Genomic DNA, 16,397 nt, shown 5'->3' on the forward strand with positions numbered 1-16,397 from the left:
GCCGTCACCGCAGTTCGGTGGCGCGGGTGCCGATGTCGAGGAACTGTACGACGGTGGTGATGTCCGCGTTGTAGACGAAGCCCCGCGTGGTCTCGCTGACCCGCTGGCCCTGCGATGCGGCGTACGAACGCATATGGCTCGGCAGAGGACTCGACATGGAGAAGAGCGTGCGGGCGTAGCTGTCGGGGAGACCGTCCGCGCTGTCGGGGAACGCAGTGGGTGTTCCCCCTGCGGCGGACACGTGCAGGTTGAACAGCAGCGCGGCACCGTCGGCGGTGGCGTGCGAAGTGACGGCCTCGGCAGCCGCGGTCGGGTCGCCGTCGGTCGACTGCCCGTCCGTCAGGTTGATGACGATGGGCGGGAAACTCGCCGGGTACCGCTCGGTCCAGGCGGCGACCAGGCTCTCCGCATACTGAAGGGCGCGGTTCATCGGGGTTCCACCATGAGCGACCGGGTCCATCCACAGTGGGAAGTTGACCACGGTCTCGACCAGACCACCGGCACCGTCAGGCACCTTCTTGCTTCGCTCGTCGACGCGGGCCGGGTTGTCCGCCACCTCGCTGAGGGGAACGATGTCCCGTCCGGCGAGCGAGCCCGCGAACGCCGAGCCGACGGTGGCGCCGTAGCCGACGACCGCGACGTGGAAGTAGTCGCGGACGCCCTCTTCCTTTGCGCACTTGACCGAGAGTTCGGTGAGCAGCCGGTTGATGGCGTCGGCAACTACATCAGCTTTCTGCTGCGGAACCTCGCCGCCGATGGGGTCGCTCATGGAGGTCGACTGATCGACGAGAAAGATGATGCTCGTCGGGTTGCTGCGGCTGATCTCTGCCGTATACGGCACGTTGGGCTCCTGGCGGACTGCGAAGAAGTCGATGTCGGAGGACTCGTACGACGTGCAAACGCTCAGGCCATCAGCGCGCGCCTCGACTCACAGAAATCCCCCGACCGCATCGTAGTGCGAAGTCGTCGGTGTAGGGGCGGACGTGCTCAAAGTGCTGCTGCCGAGGCCTTGCACCTCGATGCCTCCTGTCCTGCCCCTCTGCTGCACGATGTCGAGCTGGGCAACTCAGTGAAAGGTGCCGACGGTTGGCTGCCATCGAGGTTGGGATAGCCGTCCGGGCGACCGGCGCGGACGCTCAGCACTCCGATGTCGGTGCCTCGTCCTCATTGGCCGCCGAGTAGCTCCGTCACTCGTTCCGTCCGGTCGGCCCAGACGTGCCAGGCAGGCAGTCGCACACCGTTCGGCAACAGCGCCGCATGGCTGAGGGCAAGCCTCAGGTGGCGGGCGCCGTCCTCCAGGTCGGCGGGCGCCCCGTGATCCAGCTGGACCTGTGTCGCACCCGTACGCCGACGGACGTCGAAGTCGCACGGATAGCCATCGACCGTGACGTTCCGATCGATCAGGACTCCGGAGATCTCGGCCTTCAGAAGAAATTGGAGCCGGTCGCCGACCAGCTCATCCTGCTGTCCCGGTTCCGCGGCTGGCAACGACGACGCGCCCTTGGTCTCGGCCGCGTCCAGCAGCACAGCGGGCATCCCCGCCCGGGCCGCCCAGAAGTCGCGGTCGCCGAACACGATGAGGTGCGAACGAGCGCGGGTAACGGCCACGTTCCACAGATTGACCTCCCGGCACAGCCAGTTGACCGCGCTCGGGCGCATTCTCGCGCCTGCGACGAGCGACAGCAGGATCACGTCCTGCTGTCCTCCCTGGAAGGTGTGCACCGTACCGATACGGACACGCGACTCGTGTTTCCAGCGCTCGGCGATCAGCTCCTTCTGCGCTCGGAAGGGGGTGACGACCCCTACCGTCGAGCCATCAGGCAGCCGCATCAGCAGCCGCTCCACCGAAAGGTGAATCCGATCCGCCTCCTCCTCGTTCATCCACGATCCGTTACCGCCTCTGCGCGCGGTTCCGGTCACATCGAGCCACTGAACCGCAGCAACTCCTTCGAGGCGCCGCAATGACCGGGGTTCTGTGAGAACGGTGAGCCGGTCGCCGTAGCAGTGCCGATTGGAGATGCCGATGATGTCCGGATGGCAGCGGAAGTGCTCGTCCAGCAGCAGAGTCTTTCCCGCGGCGTGGGCAGCCGCATGGAACGAGGAGTAGCGACGGTGCTCAAGCCGGTGCTCATCAAGCCAGCTGGCTCGCAGCCCCGCCCCTCGATGCGCCTCGGCCTCCTGCCGGGGCTGAAGCGTGGTGATGTGCTGCAACTGCATGGGGTCACCGATCACGAGAGCCCGCCGTGCGCGAAACAGCAAAGGCAGCACATCTGGCGTGGAGCACTGGCTCGCCTCGTCGACGATGACCAGGTCGAAGAGGGCAGCGCGGTCCCGGAACCGCCGTGCGGACCTCGCGGTGACGGCCCAGCCCGAAACCTGGGGCAGGATCCGCTCCAGGGACGACCACTGCCGCGGTGATCGTGATTTCACGGCTTCGATCCGGTCGTGAAGGGCCGCGCGGATGGTCGTCGCCTGCTCTGCCACCAGCGCCTGCAGCAGTAGTGCCGCCGTCTCGCGTATCCGTCGATCGGTCTCCCGAGACACCGTCAGGAGTTCGTGATCGTCCGCTACACCTTCGGCCTCGGTGCTTTTCTGCCGCCAAGCGGCCTCGGCCTCCGCGAAAGCCACAAGGCCGGCGAATTCAGCGCGCCCGGAAGTCTGGACGGACAGCGGGCCGATACCGCGCAGGCAACGGCTTCGCAGCCATCCCCCGAAGAAGCCGAGGCGCACCGCCGTGCGAGCTCGGCGCAACCAGCGGCCAAGCGCCACGTCGTCGCCCAGAGCAGCTGCGAGCGTCTGAGGGGCAGCATGGCGTTGTGCTGCGAAGGAAAAGCGCAGTCGGCCCAGGTCCGCCAGTTCCCGCTCTCTACCGGCGGCTTCGGCAAGTTGACCACGCAGTGCCTCCTGCTCCCGCAGATGGTTCCGCAGCTCGCCTCGGTGCATTTGGGAAGACTGGTGGGGCCGAGCACTGCGGGTCAGCCGCTCCAGCGTCCGCAACTCTTCCTCTATGGCGTTCTGGTTACCCGTACGCACGAGAAGGCCCGGAGCCAGCGCTTCGCAGCGCTCCCAAACCTCGTCCACCGCCTTGTTGTTGGTGGAGGCGACCAGGACCGTCTGGCCGGCCGCCCTGGCGGTGGCGACCGCGTTGACGATGAGCTGGCTCTTGCCAGTGCCAGGCGGTCCGGTTGCGACGGTGAGCCTGCGGACCATGGCGGACCGGATGACCGCTTCCTGCACTTCGTTCAGTTCCAGCGGAGCGACGACCTGCACGTCTTCCTCGGCGCCTTCGTCCGCTTCCGAGTCCGCGCGCCCGGGGAATGCCCCGAGCGCAGTGCCCGCGAACTGCCCGACGCTCCTCGCCAGCGTCTTGTAGTCCTTCATCAGCTGCGCGGTGGCCCCCGAGTCCGGCCGGGCCGCGAAGACGACCGCCACATTGCGGGCACCTTCGTGCGCGGCGTACAGCGAGCTGCCATCGCCGAGCGATCCGGGATCAAGATGCTCAGTGTCGGACAGCCCCAGCTCCTGCAGCAGGCTGCGAAGATCGCGGACCATGTCCTCCCGGAAGCCCGGTCGCCAGTTGGGCTGGTAGGCGGCGAGCAGTTCCCTGCCTTCGTCCTTGCCCAACCGGTCGAGAACGAGCTTGGGATGCAGGATGATCGGCCCCGTGGGAGTCACCACACTGGGTCCCTGTGGCCCACGTTCGATCTCGATCTGGCGCATGGCAAGCGGTGCGCACACCTGTCGCTTGCCGTCGTAGAGCACGGCTACGGGGTATCCGTACCAGAGGTCTGCGCCTTCCTTGTGCGCTCGCTCGGCGAGGTCCACGACGCGTGCCGGCGCTTGCACGCTGGCTTCCACACCGGAGAGCAGGACTTCCTCCCTCGCCGGCCAGACCACGCGGGGCGGGTCGCTGCCCACCAGCGGCAGCAGTTCGTCACTGGAGTTCTCCGCCTCCAGACAGTGCTGGTAGTACGTCAGCAGGTCTGCCCAGTCGGTGTCGGTGAAGGCGGAGTCGTCGTGCACCGCCCTGGTTGCCTTGACCGGGGCCGGCGCTGCCCCTCCGGTTCCGTCGGTGACCGCGGTGAGGCCGGCGGGCAGCGGCTTGAGCGCGGGGATCTGGCGTCCGGCGGCGGCATCGGCGAGATAGACGTCACCGGTCACCTGAAGGCTGGACTGGGTCGGCGTCTGCCGACGTCCGTCAGGTGCCTTCCTCAAGTCACGGCTGATATACCGGAAGAGTTCGTTCGCCGAGACCTGACCGTCGCCATCCAGGTCCGCCTGTCCTGAGTGCAGGCCTTCGATCATCGCTTTGGTGAACTGCGAGGGCTGGTCCGCATCAGTGGTGAAGGCCTGCTCCCAGTGTTGCGACGCGGTGATGACATATACGCCGCTTGCCTCGACCACCGGCGCGGCGGCCGAGTGTGACACTCCCTTGCTGCGAAAGCCCTGCACCGCGCTGCCGCTGAAACAACAGTCCAGGAGCAGGACTCTGCGCCGAGCTGCGCATTTCTCCAACTGGTCCGTCACATAGGAGGCTTCGAGCGCGGTCTGCTGGAGCCGACCCGCCTCGGTGTCCGTGGTGACGTAGTAGAGCTGACCATCCTCACGGTCGTAGGCCCCGTGGCCGCTGATGTAGAGCACGACCAGTTCGTCGGGCTCGCGGTCCCGGAGAAACCGTTCAACGGCCTGCTTGATGGCCGTCTTCGACGCGTCCTCGACCCGTACGCACTTCTCGTACCGGCCTACCGCCGGCATCTCCAGTACCTGGCTCAGATAGTGAAGGTCCGCACGCACTGAAGGCAGGTCGGGGAAGTTCACATCCGCGTAGGTGGCGGTGCCCACGAGTAAGGCATGCTTCCGGCTCATCTTCCGGCTCCCTGGCCGGTTCCCGGCACATCACCTTGGCCGTCGCGCAGTGCCTTCACCTCACGCCCGGACACTCCGCCCTGGAACTCCGTGACAGTGCCGTCGGCATGTACAACACGCACCTTGCGGCTCTTCCGTACCTCGACCCATGCCTTGATGGCAGTCCGTGCCAGCGCCAGAGTGCCCGTAGTGAGGATGAGCACGACCTCCGGAGTCAACAGTTCCGGCCCTTTCGCGCCCTCCCTGGTGACCGGCGCTTCAGAAGGAGCGAAGCGCACCTTGGCGTCGTCCAGCCCCTGCAGAACCTCACGAAGCTCTCGCGCTTCGAGTTCCGCGTGACGCGGGTCGGCGCCGAACACCTGGATCCGCGCCGACTCGATCTCGTCCGACATGATTCCCCTCATACTGCCAACTCGCCCGTTCTGAACCAGAATTAGATGTATCTCGTTCGACTGCGCCGTCACCCTAGTTCCTGCCACTCCGCCACGATCCGGCCGCCCGGCGTCGACGTCTTACGCCCTCGTCGGGAATTCGCAGAATTCTGTACAGCGGCTCACCCAGGTCAGCCCACCGCTCCAGCGCATCCCGGTCCACCAGGCGAATCCCGTAGCGTGGGCCGCTGGCTCTGGCCGCTGCCGTAAAGCCTCCTGTGGTGACGATCACCGCAAACTGGGCACCGTGGTCGTGGCGATAGGTGCCGTTGACTCGCTGCACGTCCTGGTCCCCGACCTTGCGGTCCGGACGCAGCCGCTTGCACTGGACGACGACCCGTCGTCGCGAACGGTCGACGACGAGTACGTCAGCGCCCTTGTCCCCCGCTCTTCCCACGTGCTCCGCGGTCAGTCCGTCCCGGCGCAGCAGGGAACAGACCGCCTGCTCGAACGCCTGAGGATCTAGGGCATCGAGATGCGCCAGCGAATACCGTAGGGGCCCCGCGGCGAGAGCTGAGCGGTCGGTCCATCTCCGTACGGCCAGCCGTCCCGGTTTCAGGCCCAGTCCCACGGCCGCAACGGTCAGGGCGATGCCCGTCCGCTCCGGCCACTGCCCAGCCGCCTGCCACAACCCGCTGATGAGGGCCACGGCGCCCACGCCCCATCCCCACCAGGGCACCGCCGCCCAGCCGCCCTGGCTCCGCCTGCGCGGCATCAGACGGCCGGGCCGAACAGCGCCAACAAGCCACAGGCCAGTCCGTACAGCGCGAGGCCTGCCAGATCGGTAATCGTGACCAAGGTGAAGGTATGGTCCCGACAGCGCGCGAACAACCCCCTGCGTCTGCGGCGACATGGCCGGTGGAACGCTGTCGGGCCGCCGCAGCGCGACACCAGCGCCGTGCCTCCGACCACCAGTAATGCCACGACGAGCAGCATCGGAACCCCCCGTTTCCCACCCCAGCCTTCATGAATATCGGGAAAGCATCCGTCCCGGGCAGTGCATCTTCAGCCGAAGTGGTGGCGCGTTGCAGCACCGTGCATGCCTCGCGTGCCCCCCTGCGCCCCGGCAGGTGCTCCGGCTGGGAGTCGCCGGATCGGTGACGGGGACGAGTTGGCAGGTGATCCGGTAGTCGAGCAGCCGATCTTGCGGAGAAGTCGCCAGGGCTTGAGGCTGGCGATACCTTTTTCGACCAGTGCGCGGACCTTCGCAGAGCGACGAGGCGACCTGTTGATCGAGCCGGTGATCACCGCGTGGAAGGACCGGCACCGCTCGGTCAGCGGCCACCACGATGCCTACGACATGCGGAAGATCGTGAACGCGATCCTCTACCGGGGGTCACCATCATCCCCGACGGCCACAGCCATGTATCGGCGTCGCCTTGGACGACAGCTTCTGCTGCGGCAAGAGCTGCGCCCTCAACTCCGCTGTAGGACAGGACCGCAGGTGGATCGGCCGGCAGCGGCCCGTCAATGTGTGTGCGAGCCGTTGCGTGAGAACACAGAACCCGGACCTCTGAGGAGGTCCGGGTCCCTCGATGCAGTGTCATGCGGTGTCACTGCGAGCCAGCACGCGGGCCTTGGCCGACCACTCCCCCATCCTCGTGATGGCGGCGGTCAGTTGGGTCACCGCCGAGGAGATCTCCTTCACCGGCTTACGGAGGTGCCGGCTCACCCGGACCATGGTGCCCGCCGACGCGCCGAAGGAGCCGATCTGTGCCAGGCTGTCCCGCGCGGCCTCATCCAGCGACATCAGCTGCTCCAGGAACGCCTCCGTTCCCTCGCCTCGCTCGTTGGGTGGCGTCATCTCGATGAGCCCCAGCACGGCCCGCACCCCACTGTCAAGATTCACCATCCGCTGCCCGAACGCGGCGGCGATGATGTTCAGTTCGCCCGCCGGTGCGCTGATCGTCTCCGCGTACCGGGCGACGGCGGCGAGCCGCGCGCTCGCGGGAGCGTTGGCCTGGGTTAGTTCGAGCATCTCGGTGGCGGAGCGCTCGGTCAGGACTGCGATCGTCTCGATCGTCTTCGTGATCGCCTCCATGTCGGCGGTCGTCTCGTCCAGCCCGTCCTCGATCACAGCAAAGTCGTCGAGCAGACCGGGCGAATCCATGTCCTCCCCGTTCTCCCCGTCGCTGACCTCTGAGGCGGAGGCCGGTCCGTCACCGGTCTGGAGTCCGCGCAGCACCCGTGCCGGTGTGAGGAGTTCGAAGCCGTCGCGGAGCCCGGCCTCCAGGGCGCTCTCGATCTCCTTGCACGCTCCGGCCAGATGACTGCGCGTCCGCTGGTAGCGGATGGTCCTGATCGAAGCGATGTCGAAGGGCAGCTGCCCGGCCTCCCCGATGTGGATCGTCGGCTTGCCCGTGATGTGCCGCAGCCCCAGCTCGTACATCACGTTGGGGTTGCCGCCGCTGACATCCGCGACGACCAGGTCGGACTCGACGACGTGCCGACAGATCTGCTCGTTGATGTCACCGGCGTGCGCGATGCCGTCCGCGCGCACAGCGGTGATGCCGTACTTCTCGCAGGCGGGGGCGATCACCTGCTCGAAGATGCCGAGGTGGTGCTCGTACGCCTCACGCTCGGGGCTGCCGTGCGCGGCGTGCGGGTCGCCGATGGGGCCGACGACGAAGCAATTCCGGGGCTGGTCGGACTCCTGTCGGAGCGTCTGTGACGTGATCATGCGGGAACCTCCGATGCGTGGGGGTGGGTGTCGTCGGGCCGGGCTGCGGGCGGGGCGTCGTCCTCCAGGGGGCCGGCGTACACCGGCCATTCCTCGATGCCGAGGGTGCGCAGCAGGTATGCGGTGGGGATGCGGTAGCGTCCGCCGACCCGGAGCACGGGGCACGGGAATGCGCCGAGTCGGATCAGCTTGTATGCCGTCGCAGGGCAGATACCGAAGGCGCGGGCGGCTGTGCGCAGATCGACGCTCAGGGGCAGGTCGAAGGCTTCCGCGAAGCCGAGAGGTGGTCCGGACCGCCCGCTCATCGCCGGGCTCCCGCGGGGCGCAGGACCAACGTGCCGATGAGGTCGGCCTCCTCGTGGCGGCGGGCCCGGAACACCAGCTCGTGCAGGCGTGTACCGGTGCGCCGGCCGCCTTGCCGGGGGCATGGCTCGGCGAAGCGGAGCGTGGCGTACAGACCCTCGCGGCGAGGCGGGGGCGTGATGTGCAGTTCCCATCCCTCGGGCGGGAGGGGCCGTTCCTCCAGGGAGGCAGTGGCGTTGCGGGCCTCGGCAAAGGCGCCGACGTCGACGACGGGAACCTCGCGGGTGACGCTCTTCGCATAGGCCCACATCTGATTGACCGCCTTCTTGATCAGGCGGCCGCCCGTGTCCGGGCCGTCCGGGTCCACCGTGTCGAGGGCTGCGAGCACGGCCAGCACGGCCTCCGACTCCAGGTCCGCCCGGTCGATCCGCCAGACGCGCAGGATCCGGTGCAGGTTCCGGTACAGCCCGGGGAGGGTAAGCCAGAGCACGAGCAGCCGTCCGGTGCCGTCGCCATTGTGCGGCTCCCGCCGGGCCTGGGTGACTGCCTGTCGCCAGACCGCCGCGCCCAGCACCGCGTCCCGTCGCGGTCCGTAGAGCGCGCTCCTGCTCTCCTCCGGGGAGAGCCGGATCGGACAGGAGCCGATGTGCACCGTGAGGGACGGCCGCGTGCCGCCGGGCGGTCCGAGGACGCCCCGGTCGATCCGGGCGAAAACGCCCCCGGGTCCGGTCGATGTCATCTCTTCTCCTTTCCGGCCTCATCGGGCCGGAGGTGCGCCAGTGCAGCGGCGACTCGCTCGCAGGCACGTGCGAGGTCGGTCAGGGCCGACCGCAGGGCCGTGTGCCACGTCAAGCGGGCCGACTGCGCCGTCCCGTTCCGACGCCGGGACCGTGCGGCAGGCGAGGCGGGCGGGTGGAAGTGAATGCCGCCGTACACGGCATGGCCGACATTCACCCCGTAGTCCGCCCACTGGCTGTCGCCCCGCTCGCGCCAGGACCGGGTCTGGTGGGGGGCCGTCACCGGGTGAGCCCGGGGCCGGTCGGCGGAGGGGGCACGGGCAGGCCGACGGTGAGACCGCCGACGACGTCCCGGCCGACGGCGGCACCCTGGTGGACGTACTGGGACAGCGCCACCCGGCTCGGGGCGTCGCCGTCCGACGGGGGCTCCGGTGTCGGCTCCGGCTCTTGGGCCACTGCCGACCGCACGTCGTCCGGCGCGTGGCCCGGCACGCGGATCCAGCCGTAGCCGCCGAACTCCTTCACCTGTACATGGGCCCGCACGTACTGCGCGGGGTCGAGGTCCGGCCGTCCGGACCGCACGACATCCTGGTAGAGCTGGTCCGACACGATGACCGCGAGATCCGCTGCGGTGAGGGTGGCGAGTACGGCCCGGAGCTGGGGTGCGTTGACGTAGCGCGCCACGGCGACCGGGGTCGGACCGGCGTGGCCGAGAGCGGCGTCCGCGACCACGCCCGTGTCCACGGCCATCCGCAGCCTGATCCGCTCGGCGGCCGGGCGGGCATTGCGGTCTCCGAGGCGGACCGCGAGGTGGTGGACGAACGGGCCCAGAACGGCGTCCTCCGGCGTTGCCTCGGGGAGGACGGCGAACTCCAGATCGCCCTGCGGCTGACGCTTCCAGGCTGTCCGGTCCAGCCTGGTCAGCGCCGCGGCCTCGTCCAGCATCCGGACCAGCTCGGACTGGACGACTGACTGCGTCCGGGTGTCGAGACGGCTGTACTGCTCAACGTCCACGGCCAGGCACAGCCGACGGTGCGGCAGGCCGTCAGGCGGCCGGCAAGAAGAGATCTCTTTCACGACAACTCGCCACCTTCCAAGAGGGGTTGGGTGCGGTGCACGCCAACTGTGAGAGGAAGGGGCAGGAACAGCCGAGTAAGCCGCATTAATGCGGCTTACTTGCCATGACCCTAGATTGCCGACACACCCAGCCGGGCTGCCTTGCGCAGGCGGGCCAGGTCCTCGATGGATGTCTGCCGGCACCCGGTGGTGATGATCTCGTCCTTCCGTAGCTGGGCGAGAGCCTTGTGCACGGTGTGCTTGGTGGATGCGGTAAGCGCGGCGAGCTCCGACTGGGACAAACTCACATCTATGCGCACCCTGTTCCAGTCGAGCCCCCTGAGCGTCCGCCTGGGCTGCCCGTACGACTCGGCAAGTTCGACGATGACGCGCGCCAGTCGGACCGGGACCGGATATCCACGAAATTCGAGCCGCAAGCGGTCGGATCGGCGCAGTCGGCCGCAGACCATCGCAATGAGCGACAGAGACATCTCGGGATGGGCGAGGAGGAAGGCCTCCAGCTCAGGTTTTGGGACAACAGTGGCGACCACATCGCCACAGGCGGTGACCGTGGCCGATCGCGGTCCGACGCCCATAGCCGCCACCTCGCCCACGACTTCCCCGGCGATCCTGATGTCCATGAGCGACACCCGGTCACCGTCCAGCCGGGCGGTCACCTTCACCAGGCCCTCGTGGAGGACCACCAACTCCTGTGCTTGATCTCCCTCGTGGATGAGTACGTCTGCCACGGCGTAGCGGCGCTGGTCACCGAGCTGGATGAAGGCCGTGCGTGCTTCAGGTGACAACGTGTCGAGGAAGGCCGCGCGACCGTTGGGGTTCGAGCCGTGCATCATCTGCACAGCACAGCACTCAATCACCGCGGCGGCGAGCCTTTCCGCCCGGCCCGCCGGTGCGCCGGACACACGCCGGGGCGCGCGGAGGCGCACAGCCGGAGCACCCCTCGTACTTCACGTGGGTCGGGACCGGGAAGGTCCGGTCGCGTTCAGGGCCGGTCGGAGTCGTTGATCGCCTTGGCCACGCCGTAGGACCCGAGGAGCAGCAGCCGGTCCAGGAGGTCGAGGATCTCGGACCGACGCACGGGGGAGGTGGCCTGGACGTAGGCACGGACCAGCAGGCGACCGATGTGGCGGGCGTCGGCCGCGGCACTGCGGGCCAAATCAGCCGACGCGGCTCCGAACACCGCGACGAAGCGCCGCACGCACGTCAGCACCAGTTCATCGACCCGGTCAGGGGCGTGTTCCAGCGTGATCAGCAGCTGCGGCAGGGCTGGCTCGAAGGCGCGGGAGTCGATCAGTGCCGTCAGTGTCCGGTGGTAGGGCCCCAGACGTCGGCCGCGCAAAGCAGCAGCCACCGCAGCAGCGGCCTCCCGCACGTCCTCCTCAGGGTCGTGGAAGAACCGGACGAGCGCGTGGTGGGCCAGCGCCGCGTCACCGGTGTTCAGCAGGCGCTGGGCGCACACGTCTGCCGCTCCCTGCCGCTGCGCCAGGTCGTTCCCGGCGAGTACCTTCGCCAGCAGGTCCGGCATCTCCCACTCCATCGCTGCCAGCGCGGCGACCCGCCCGCCGACCCGGCGCACCGACACCACCGGGGAGCGCAGCATCCGTTCCGTCAGCGGTCCGGCCGACGCCGGGTCTCCGTGCATCAGGGCGATGGCCAGGCGGGGCACGTACGGTGACGCCAACAGGTGGTCGGGGGCCTGGACGAGCACCGCGAAGGCGTCAGCGGCCGCCGGACGGTCGTGACGGATCGCTGCACGCAGCACGTGGGCCACACAGGCCCGGACGTCGAGGGAGGGGTCGGCTGCCAGCCGGCCGAGGTGAGGGACGACCACAGCGGCGCGAGACCCGTCCGCGTCGTGGACGAGCAGATCGCCCAGGATCTCGACCGCACTGCCCCGTACCGTGTTGATCCCGGCGGTGAGCAGGTCGCGCGTCACGTCGTTCCCGTGCTCGCCGGATGTCTGCGCGCCGGACAGATCGTCGGCCTCGCTCGGCTCACCGGAATCGAGAGCGCGACTCAGGAGCGCCTTCACCAGGTCGAGCGGCACGTGGTCGAGGTACTTCTGCAGGGCGTGCCCCAGCCACCGGTCCTGCGCCGGCCTGCCCCTGGCGGCGAAGTGGCGCACCGCCGCGAAGACAGTCTCCGGGTCGTCGTACGGCTCTGCCTCCCCGAGGCCGAGGAGCAGCGATGCACCGTAGGCCGGGTGGGTCCCGGCGTCGATCCGCAATGCGAGCCGCGCGAACCGGCCGGGGTCCGCCACCGTCATGCTCCGCAGCACGTGGGACAGCTCGCGCGCCCCGCCGGTATTGGTTGCCCAGTCGGTTCGGTCCTGGCTGTGTTTCCTCATGGCCTTCAGCCACTGGTCGTCGCTCATGTGCTGGGCCGCTTCCGACGGGATGGGCGGTCCGACCCACCCGCCCGTGCCCCCCTCCGGTTCGTCCGGCGCCTGTCGATCTCCGTGGAGCCGGCGGAGTTCGCCGAGCCGACGCGTCGCCCGCTCGGAGAGCCGGACTTCGGGAAGGGCCGTCAGCAGTGTGAACTCGTGCCAGGGCGAGAGTTCCTTGTCCGGGGGAAGCCGCAGGTGGAGCAGGGACTCCTCCAGCTGCCCGAAGGTGTCGTCGGACAGGGTGCCGCCGACGGCGCGGAGGACCTCACGGGCGCCCCACACGGCATTTTCTGCGTAGCCGGACAGCAGACGGTGTCCGCCCTGGAGAAGGATCTCGGCGGACCGCAGAGCAAGGGCGGGTCCCGCCGCAGCCAGCGCCTGGTAGAGCAGCCACTGCGCCGCCTCGTACGGCTCGCTCGCCAGATGTTCCACAAGCTGACGCGTCCGCAAGGCGTCCCGGCCCGCCATGTTTCGCAGGGCTTCGGCCGCGCCCTGCAACAAGGCGTCGCCCAAATCGCTTGGGTCGTCGTCGGGATGGCGGTGCCAGAAGTGGCGGTCGAGGACGGGCCGTTCGGTCCGTGCCGAATAGGCAGTCAGGCTCATGACGTCCAACAGGACCGGCAGCATCCGGACACAGAACTCCTCCGGAGCGCCGACGGCGGCGGCGGTCACCATCCGAAGTGCCGCGTGGTCCCGGATCAGCAGCACCGCCACACTGCCTCGATCGTCCAACTGGAGGGCGTCTGGGCGTTCCGCCAACAGTGCGCCCAGCAACTCGACCACCCAGATGGGTTCGTCAGCCGCCAGGTCGCCCGCCGGATCCCAGAGGGCGTGTTCAACACCGCTGAAGAGGCCCGCTCGCACGCCGTCGAGTAGTAGGTCGAAGAGCGGCCGGCTGTCGGCGAGGCGGGCGTGGGGAACGATCTGGGCCAGCCAGGCGCTGTACCGATAGTCCGCGGTGTGCGGCTCCAGGAGACAGGCCACCCGGTCGGGTAAGGCGTCAGCGACCGCCACCAATAGCCTTACCGCCCGGTCCTGTTCTCGTGTGTCGGCGCTGCCGAGCCAGTTCTCGACGACTCCCTCGTCGTCCGCGCGACGGAACCAGGCAGGTAGGCCGACCATGTCGAACAGGCGGTCACGGAAGGGTGGGCGCGTGTCCAGCACACGTGTGATGGCACCCCACTCAACAGCGGTGGGAGCGTCCAACCCACGCAGCACGGCCAGGGTCAAGTCCTTGAGGTGATAGCGAATATCCGAACTGGTCAGCAGTGCCTCGATCTCCTCGACGAACCGTTCCGGATCGAGATCTCGAAGATGATCCAGCACCTGTCGAAGCTGTCCGCGGCGGAACAGCTCCTGCTCCCCACCGGTGAGGAAGGCGACCAGGCTCTCGTCGCGCCGGAGCCAGTCGCGGGCGAAGGCGTAGTCGAAGAAGCTCTCATGGAAGAAGGCCAGTTGACGGCCGTCGCGCACACAGACGTGTTCCGACTCCAGTACCTTCCGGCTGGGGGCGAGGTCGTCCGTGTCGAGCAGGCTGTACGGCACGGACAGCCGTTGGCGCGCACTCATGGCGGCTACAACGGCCGAGACTGCGTCGTGGAAGCGCACAGGGGGCTGACGCCGGGCGCACTCCACCTGTGTGGTGTCCCAGAAGGCGTCGAAAAGCTGCCGGGTGGTGTGGAAGCAGAGGGCCTCCTCCTTGTCCGCCACCTGGGCAAGGAGGACGAGATGCAAGGGTGAGCGCAGCAACGCTCGCTGCGGCTGGGCCAGTCGGGAGGCGTCCAGGCCGATGCTGGTGACGGCCGCGTCGACCTGGGCGTCGGAGAGCGGCCCGACCTCGACGCGTGCGCAGCGGTCCGGGGCGGTGAGCCTGCGGATGCGAGCGTCGGCCTCTACGTCGAAAGCGCGGCAGGCCAGGATCACCCGCATGCCGGGATGTGCCGCAGCCTCGTCCACCAGGTCGGCCACCGCGTCGAAGGTGTCCGGGATGCGTCCCGACGCCATGCTGACGGCATCGAGCTGGTCCACCACGAGGACGCAGGGACGCCCGTCCGCCACGGCGCCGAGGGCACCGACCGGGGACATGGGCAGGCCGACGCGCTGCCCCAGTTCGTGGGTCGAGCCGAAAGGCTCCAGACGGTCGAGACGGATGGCGAGAACCGGAGTGGCCGCCTCGTCGAGAGCGGTGAAGGCCTGGTGCAGCACCGCGCTCTTCCCGCCGCCCGCGGTACCGGTCAGCAGAATGAGCCGTCGGGTGCCGTCGCCGACCTCCGCCACGAGGCCGGCGGCCTCCTCGCGGGGGATCGTGGGCCTGAGTAGCGTACGTTCAACACTCCCCGCCCACCGGCACGCCACTGTGCTCACCGCGTCGGACACTGCGGCGACGTCGGCCCGCGCAACACCCCGCAGTCCGTGCGGAGCCAGCCGGGCGGTGAGGGCCGCAGCGTCGAGCGTAGAGCCCAGGTTGTCGAGGAGGAGTTCACCGAGGGCGAGCGCCGACAGACGGCCCGGAGCTCCGGCCAGGACCTGTTCGGCCAGGACCGCGTTGGTGTGCACAAGGTCCCGTTCGTTGTGCCACTCCACCCGGAGCCCTCTCAGCATCAGCCAGGCAGTCGCTGCCGAGCCGTAGATGTCGGCCGAAGTGAGGGCGTCGAACGGCCCCCTCAGTTCGTCCGTCAGCCACTCGGACTGGAAGGTGGCAAGATCGTCGGAGCGGCGGGCGCGGTCGGCGAGTTCGTCGAGCGCACGGGCAGGAAGCACGGAGACAAAATGAAACGCCCGCCCCGCCTCGACGTGCGAACGCAGGCTCTCCCACACTCCCTTGTCGCGGAGGGAGGCCACGTTCCAGCTGTTCGCGTTGCGGTTCTGCCGCTTGACCTGGTGCACCTCCGTCCCGTGGTCGTGCCGGTAGACGAACTCGACCCCCTCGCCCAACGGTCCGCCCGGCTCGACGCAGAGCGACGTGCCCGAGCCCAGCAGTACGTACAGGGCATGTCTGACTGTCCAGGCTCCCTCGTAGCGGTTGCCGAACTTGTCCGTCTCGCCACCCGGTCGCGGTGTCACCGTTCCCCCTCTGCCCCCTCCGGCCCGTCGGGACCGGCCCTGCGCGCGTAGGCGGACGCTACCGCGTGCACGCCAGGTGCGCCGAGACCGCTGAGCGTGCTTCATTGAGGCTGTCCGCCTTGGGCAACAGCCTGCGCGACGTACCTTGCATGAAGCCGCCCACGAGTCGCCCTCCATCGACGAGCCGCGTGCCCCCGGGCTCGCTACAAACTTGAGCACCGTCGCGCATCCCCTTTGCCCGTGGACTCCAGAACCTCACTCGAGGTCGCACCCACGACGTCAATCGAGACCAAGATCCGGACCATAGGCGGGCCGGCACCCAACCTACAGCTGACCAAACCTTCGTTTTCCCTGGTCACGACGCCAGGCGTCATGTACCACCAGCAGACGAAGAACATTCTTTGTTCTTACAGCCCTCAGAAGCTTGGCTTCTTCTAGGGTCTCAAGTGAGTTGCCTGGAGGCGCTGTTGCGCTCCAGGCAACCCGTAACGGATAATACCCACCGTAATCGATTAATTCCTTAAGGCTACATTCTGGCACCCAAAGGGATTACCGCCGGACCATTCGCGGACCAAAGAGCTCCGACGGGCACGACCCACCAGCCACACACCCACAAGCGCAGCAGTACGTCGATACCGGCATGCTGCGCCGAACAGTGGGCGGTGCGGTGCCATGGACAGGGCGGACAACCCGAGGAAGACCGTGATGTGACCACGTCCCTCCCGACTTCGCCCCCGTGGTCACCTTCGGCTGCGACGCCTAGGACTTGTCCGGCCGATCATGTGACTGCTTCTTGCCCGAGTCGTTCCTGTGGCATGGGGCGGGGTGATCTGACGGATGCCGAGTGGGAACGG

The 16,397-nt window shown here is 68.3% G+C and carries 11 protein-coding genes and 2 pseudogenes; 1 reads left to right on the plus strand and 12 read right to left on the minus strand.

Annotated features, from left to right (window positions below):
- Positions 1-4 precede the first annotated feature (4 nt).
- The 6 genes and pseudogenes from ACWCPF_RS26405 to ACWCPF_RS26430 form a co-directional block, all read right to left on the minus strand.
- Positions 5-841, minus strand: a complete 837-nt coding sequence (locus ACWCPF_RS26405) for a vWA domain-containing protein (RefSeq protein ID WP_451047575.1) — start codon at positions 839-841, stop codon at positions 5-7.
- A gap of 323 nt (positions 842-1,164) precedes the next feature.
- A complete protein-coding gene (locus ACWCPF_RS26410; protein WP_451047576.1) occupies positions 1,165-4,866 on the minus strand; it encodes a caspase, EACC1-associated type in 3,702 nt (1,233 codons plus the stop codon).
- Entirely contained in the window at positions 4,863-5,258 is a 396-nt protein-coding gene (locus ACWCPF_RS26415) for an effector-associated constant component EACC1 (RefSeq protein WP_451047577.1), read from the minus strand. Before ACWCPF_RS26415 ends, ACWCPF_RS26410 begins: the two co-directional genes overlap by 4 nt.
- A 73-nt stretch (positions 5,259-5,331) precedes the next feature.
- A complete protein-coding gene (locus ACWCPF_RS26420; RefSeq protein ID WP_451047578.1) occupies positions 5,332-5,955 on the minus strand; it encodes a restriction endonuclease in 624 nt (207 codons plus the stop codon).
- Positions 5,956-6,011: 56 nt separating this feature from the next.
- Complete coding sequence (locus ACWCPF_RS26425) at positions 6,012-6,233, minus strand: hypothetical protein (protein WP_451047579.1); 222 nt, start codon at positions 6,231-6,233, stop codon at positions 6,012-6,014.
- A 189-nt stretch (positions 6,234-6,422) separates the two neighbouring features.
- Positions 6,423-6,533, minus strand: a pseudogene (locus ACWCPF_RS26430) (IS5/IS1182 family transposase); the annotation flags it as partial.
- Between ACWCPF_RS26430 and ACWCPF_RS26435 the strand changes: the two are divergent.
- Positions 6,523-6,633, plus strand: a pseudogene (locus tag ACWCPF_RS26435) (IS5/IS1182 family transposase); the annotation flags it as partial. The pseudogenes ACWCPF_RS26430 and ACWCPF_RS26435 sit on opposite strands and share 11 nt — an antisense overlap.
- Before the next feature lie 207 nt (positions 6,634-6,840).
- Here the strand turns inward: ACWCPF_RS26435 and ACWCPF_RS26440 are convergent.
- From ACWCPF_RS26440 to ACWCPF_RS26465, 6 genes are all read right to left on the minus strand, one after another.
- Positions 6,841-7,977 carry a hypothetical protein gene (locus tag ACWCPF_RS26440; RefSeq protein WP_451047580.1) on the minus strand — a complete coding sequence of 379 codons (1,137 nt, stop codon included), beginning with the start codon at positions 7,975-7,977 and terminating at the stop codon, positions 6,841-6,843.
- A complete protein-coding gene (locus tag ACWCPF_RS26445) occupies positions 7,974-8,282 on the minus strand; it encodes a helix-turn-helix domain-containing protein (RefSeq protein WP_451047581.1) in 309 nt (102 codons plus the stop codon). Before ACWCPF_RS26445 ends, ACWCPF_RS26440 begins: the two co-directional genes overlap by 4 nt.
- Positions 8,279-9,019 (minus strand): hypothetical protein, encoded by a 741-nt coding sequence (locus ACWCPF_RS26450; protein WP_451047582.1) that lies wholly within the window; start codon positions 9,017-9,019, stop codon positions 8,279-8,281. The genes ACWCPF_RS26445 and ACWCPF_RS26450 overlap by 4 nt, the downstream gene beginning before the upstream one ends.
- A 277-nt stretch (positions 9,020-9,296) precedes the next feature.
- The gene (locus ACWCPF_RS26455; protein ID WP_451047583.1) at positions 9,297-10,031 is read right to left on the minus strand and encodes a hypothetical protein; all 735 of its coding nucleotides are present in this window, start codon (positions 10,029-10,031) and stop codon (positions 9,297-9,299) included.
- A gap of 173 nt (positions 10,032-10,204) precedes the next feature.
- Positions 10,205-10,927 carry a Crp/Fnr family transcriptional regulator gene (locus ACWCPF_RS26460; protein WP_451047586.1) on the minus strand — a complete coding sequence of 241 codons (723 nt, stop codon included), beginning with the start codon at positions 10,925-10,927 and terminating at the stop codon, positions 10,205-10,207.
- 149 nt (positions 10,928-11,076) lie between these two features.
- Positions 11,077-15,543 carry a hypothetical protein gene (locus tag ACWCPF_RS26465; protein ID WP_451047584.1) on the minus strand — a complete coding sequence of 1,489 codons (4,467 nt, stop codon included), beginning with the start codon at positions 15,541-15,543 and terminating at the stop codon, positions 11,077-11,079.
- Positions 15,544-16,397: the final 854 nt, after the last annotated feature.

The organism is Streptomyces sp. NPDC001858, from assembly GCF_053594615.1.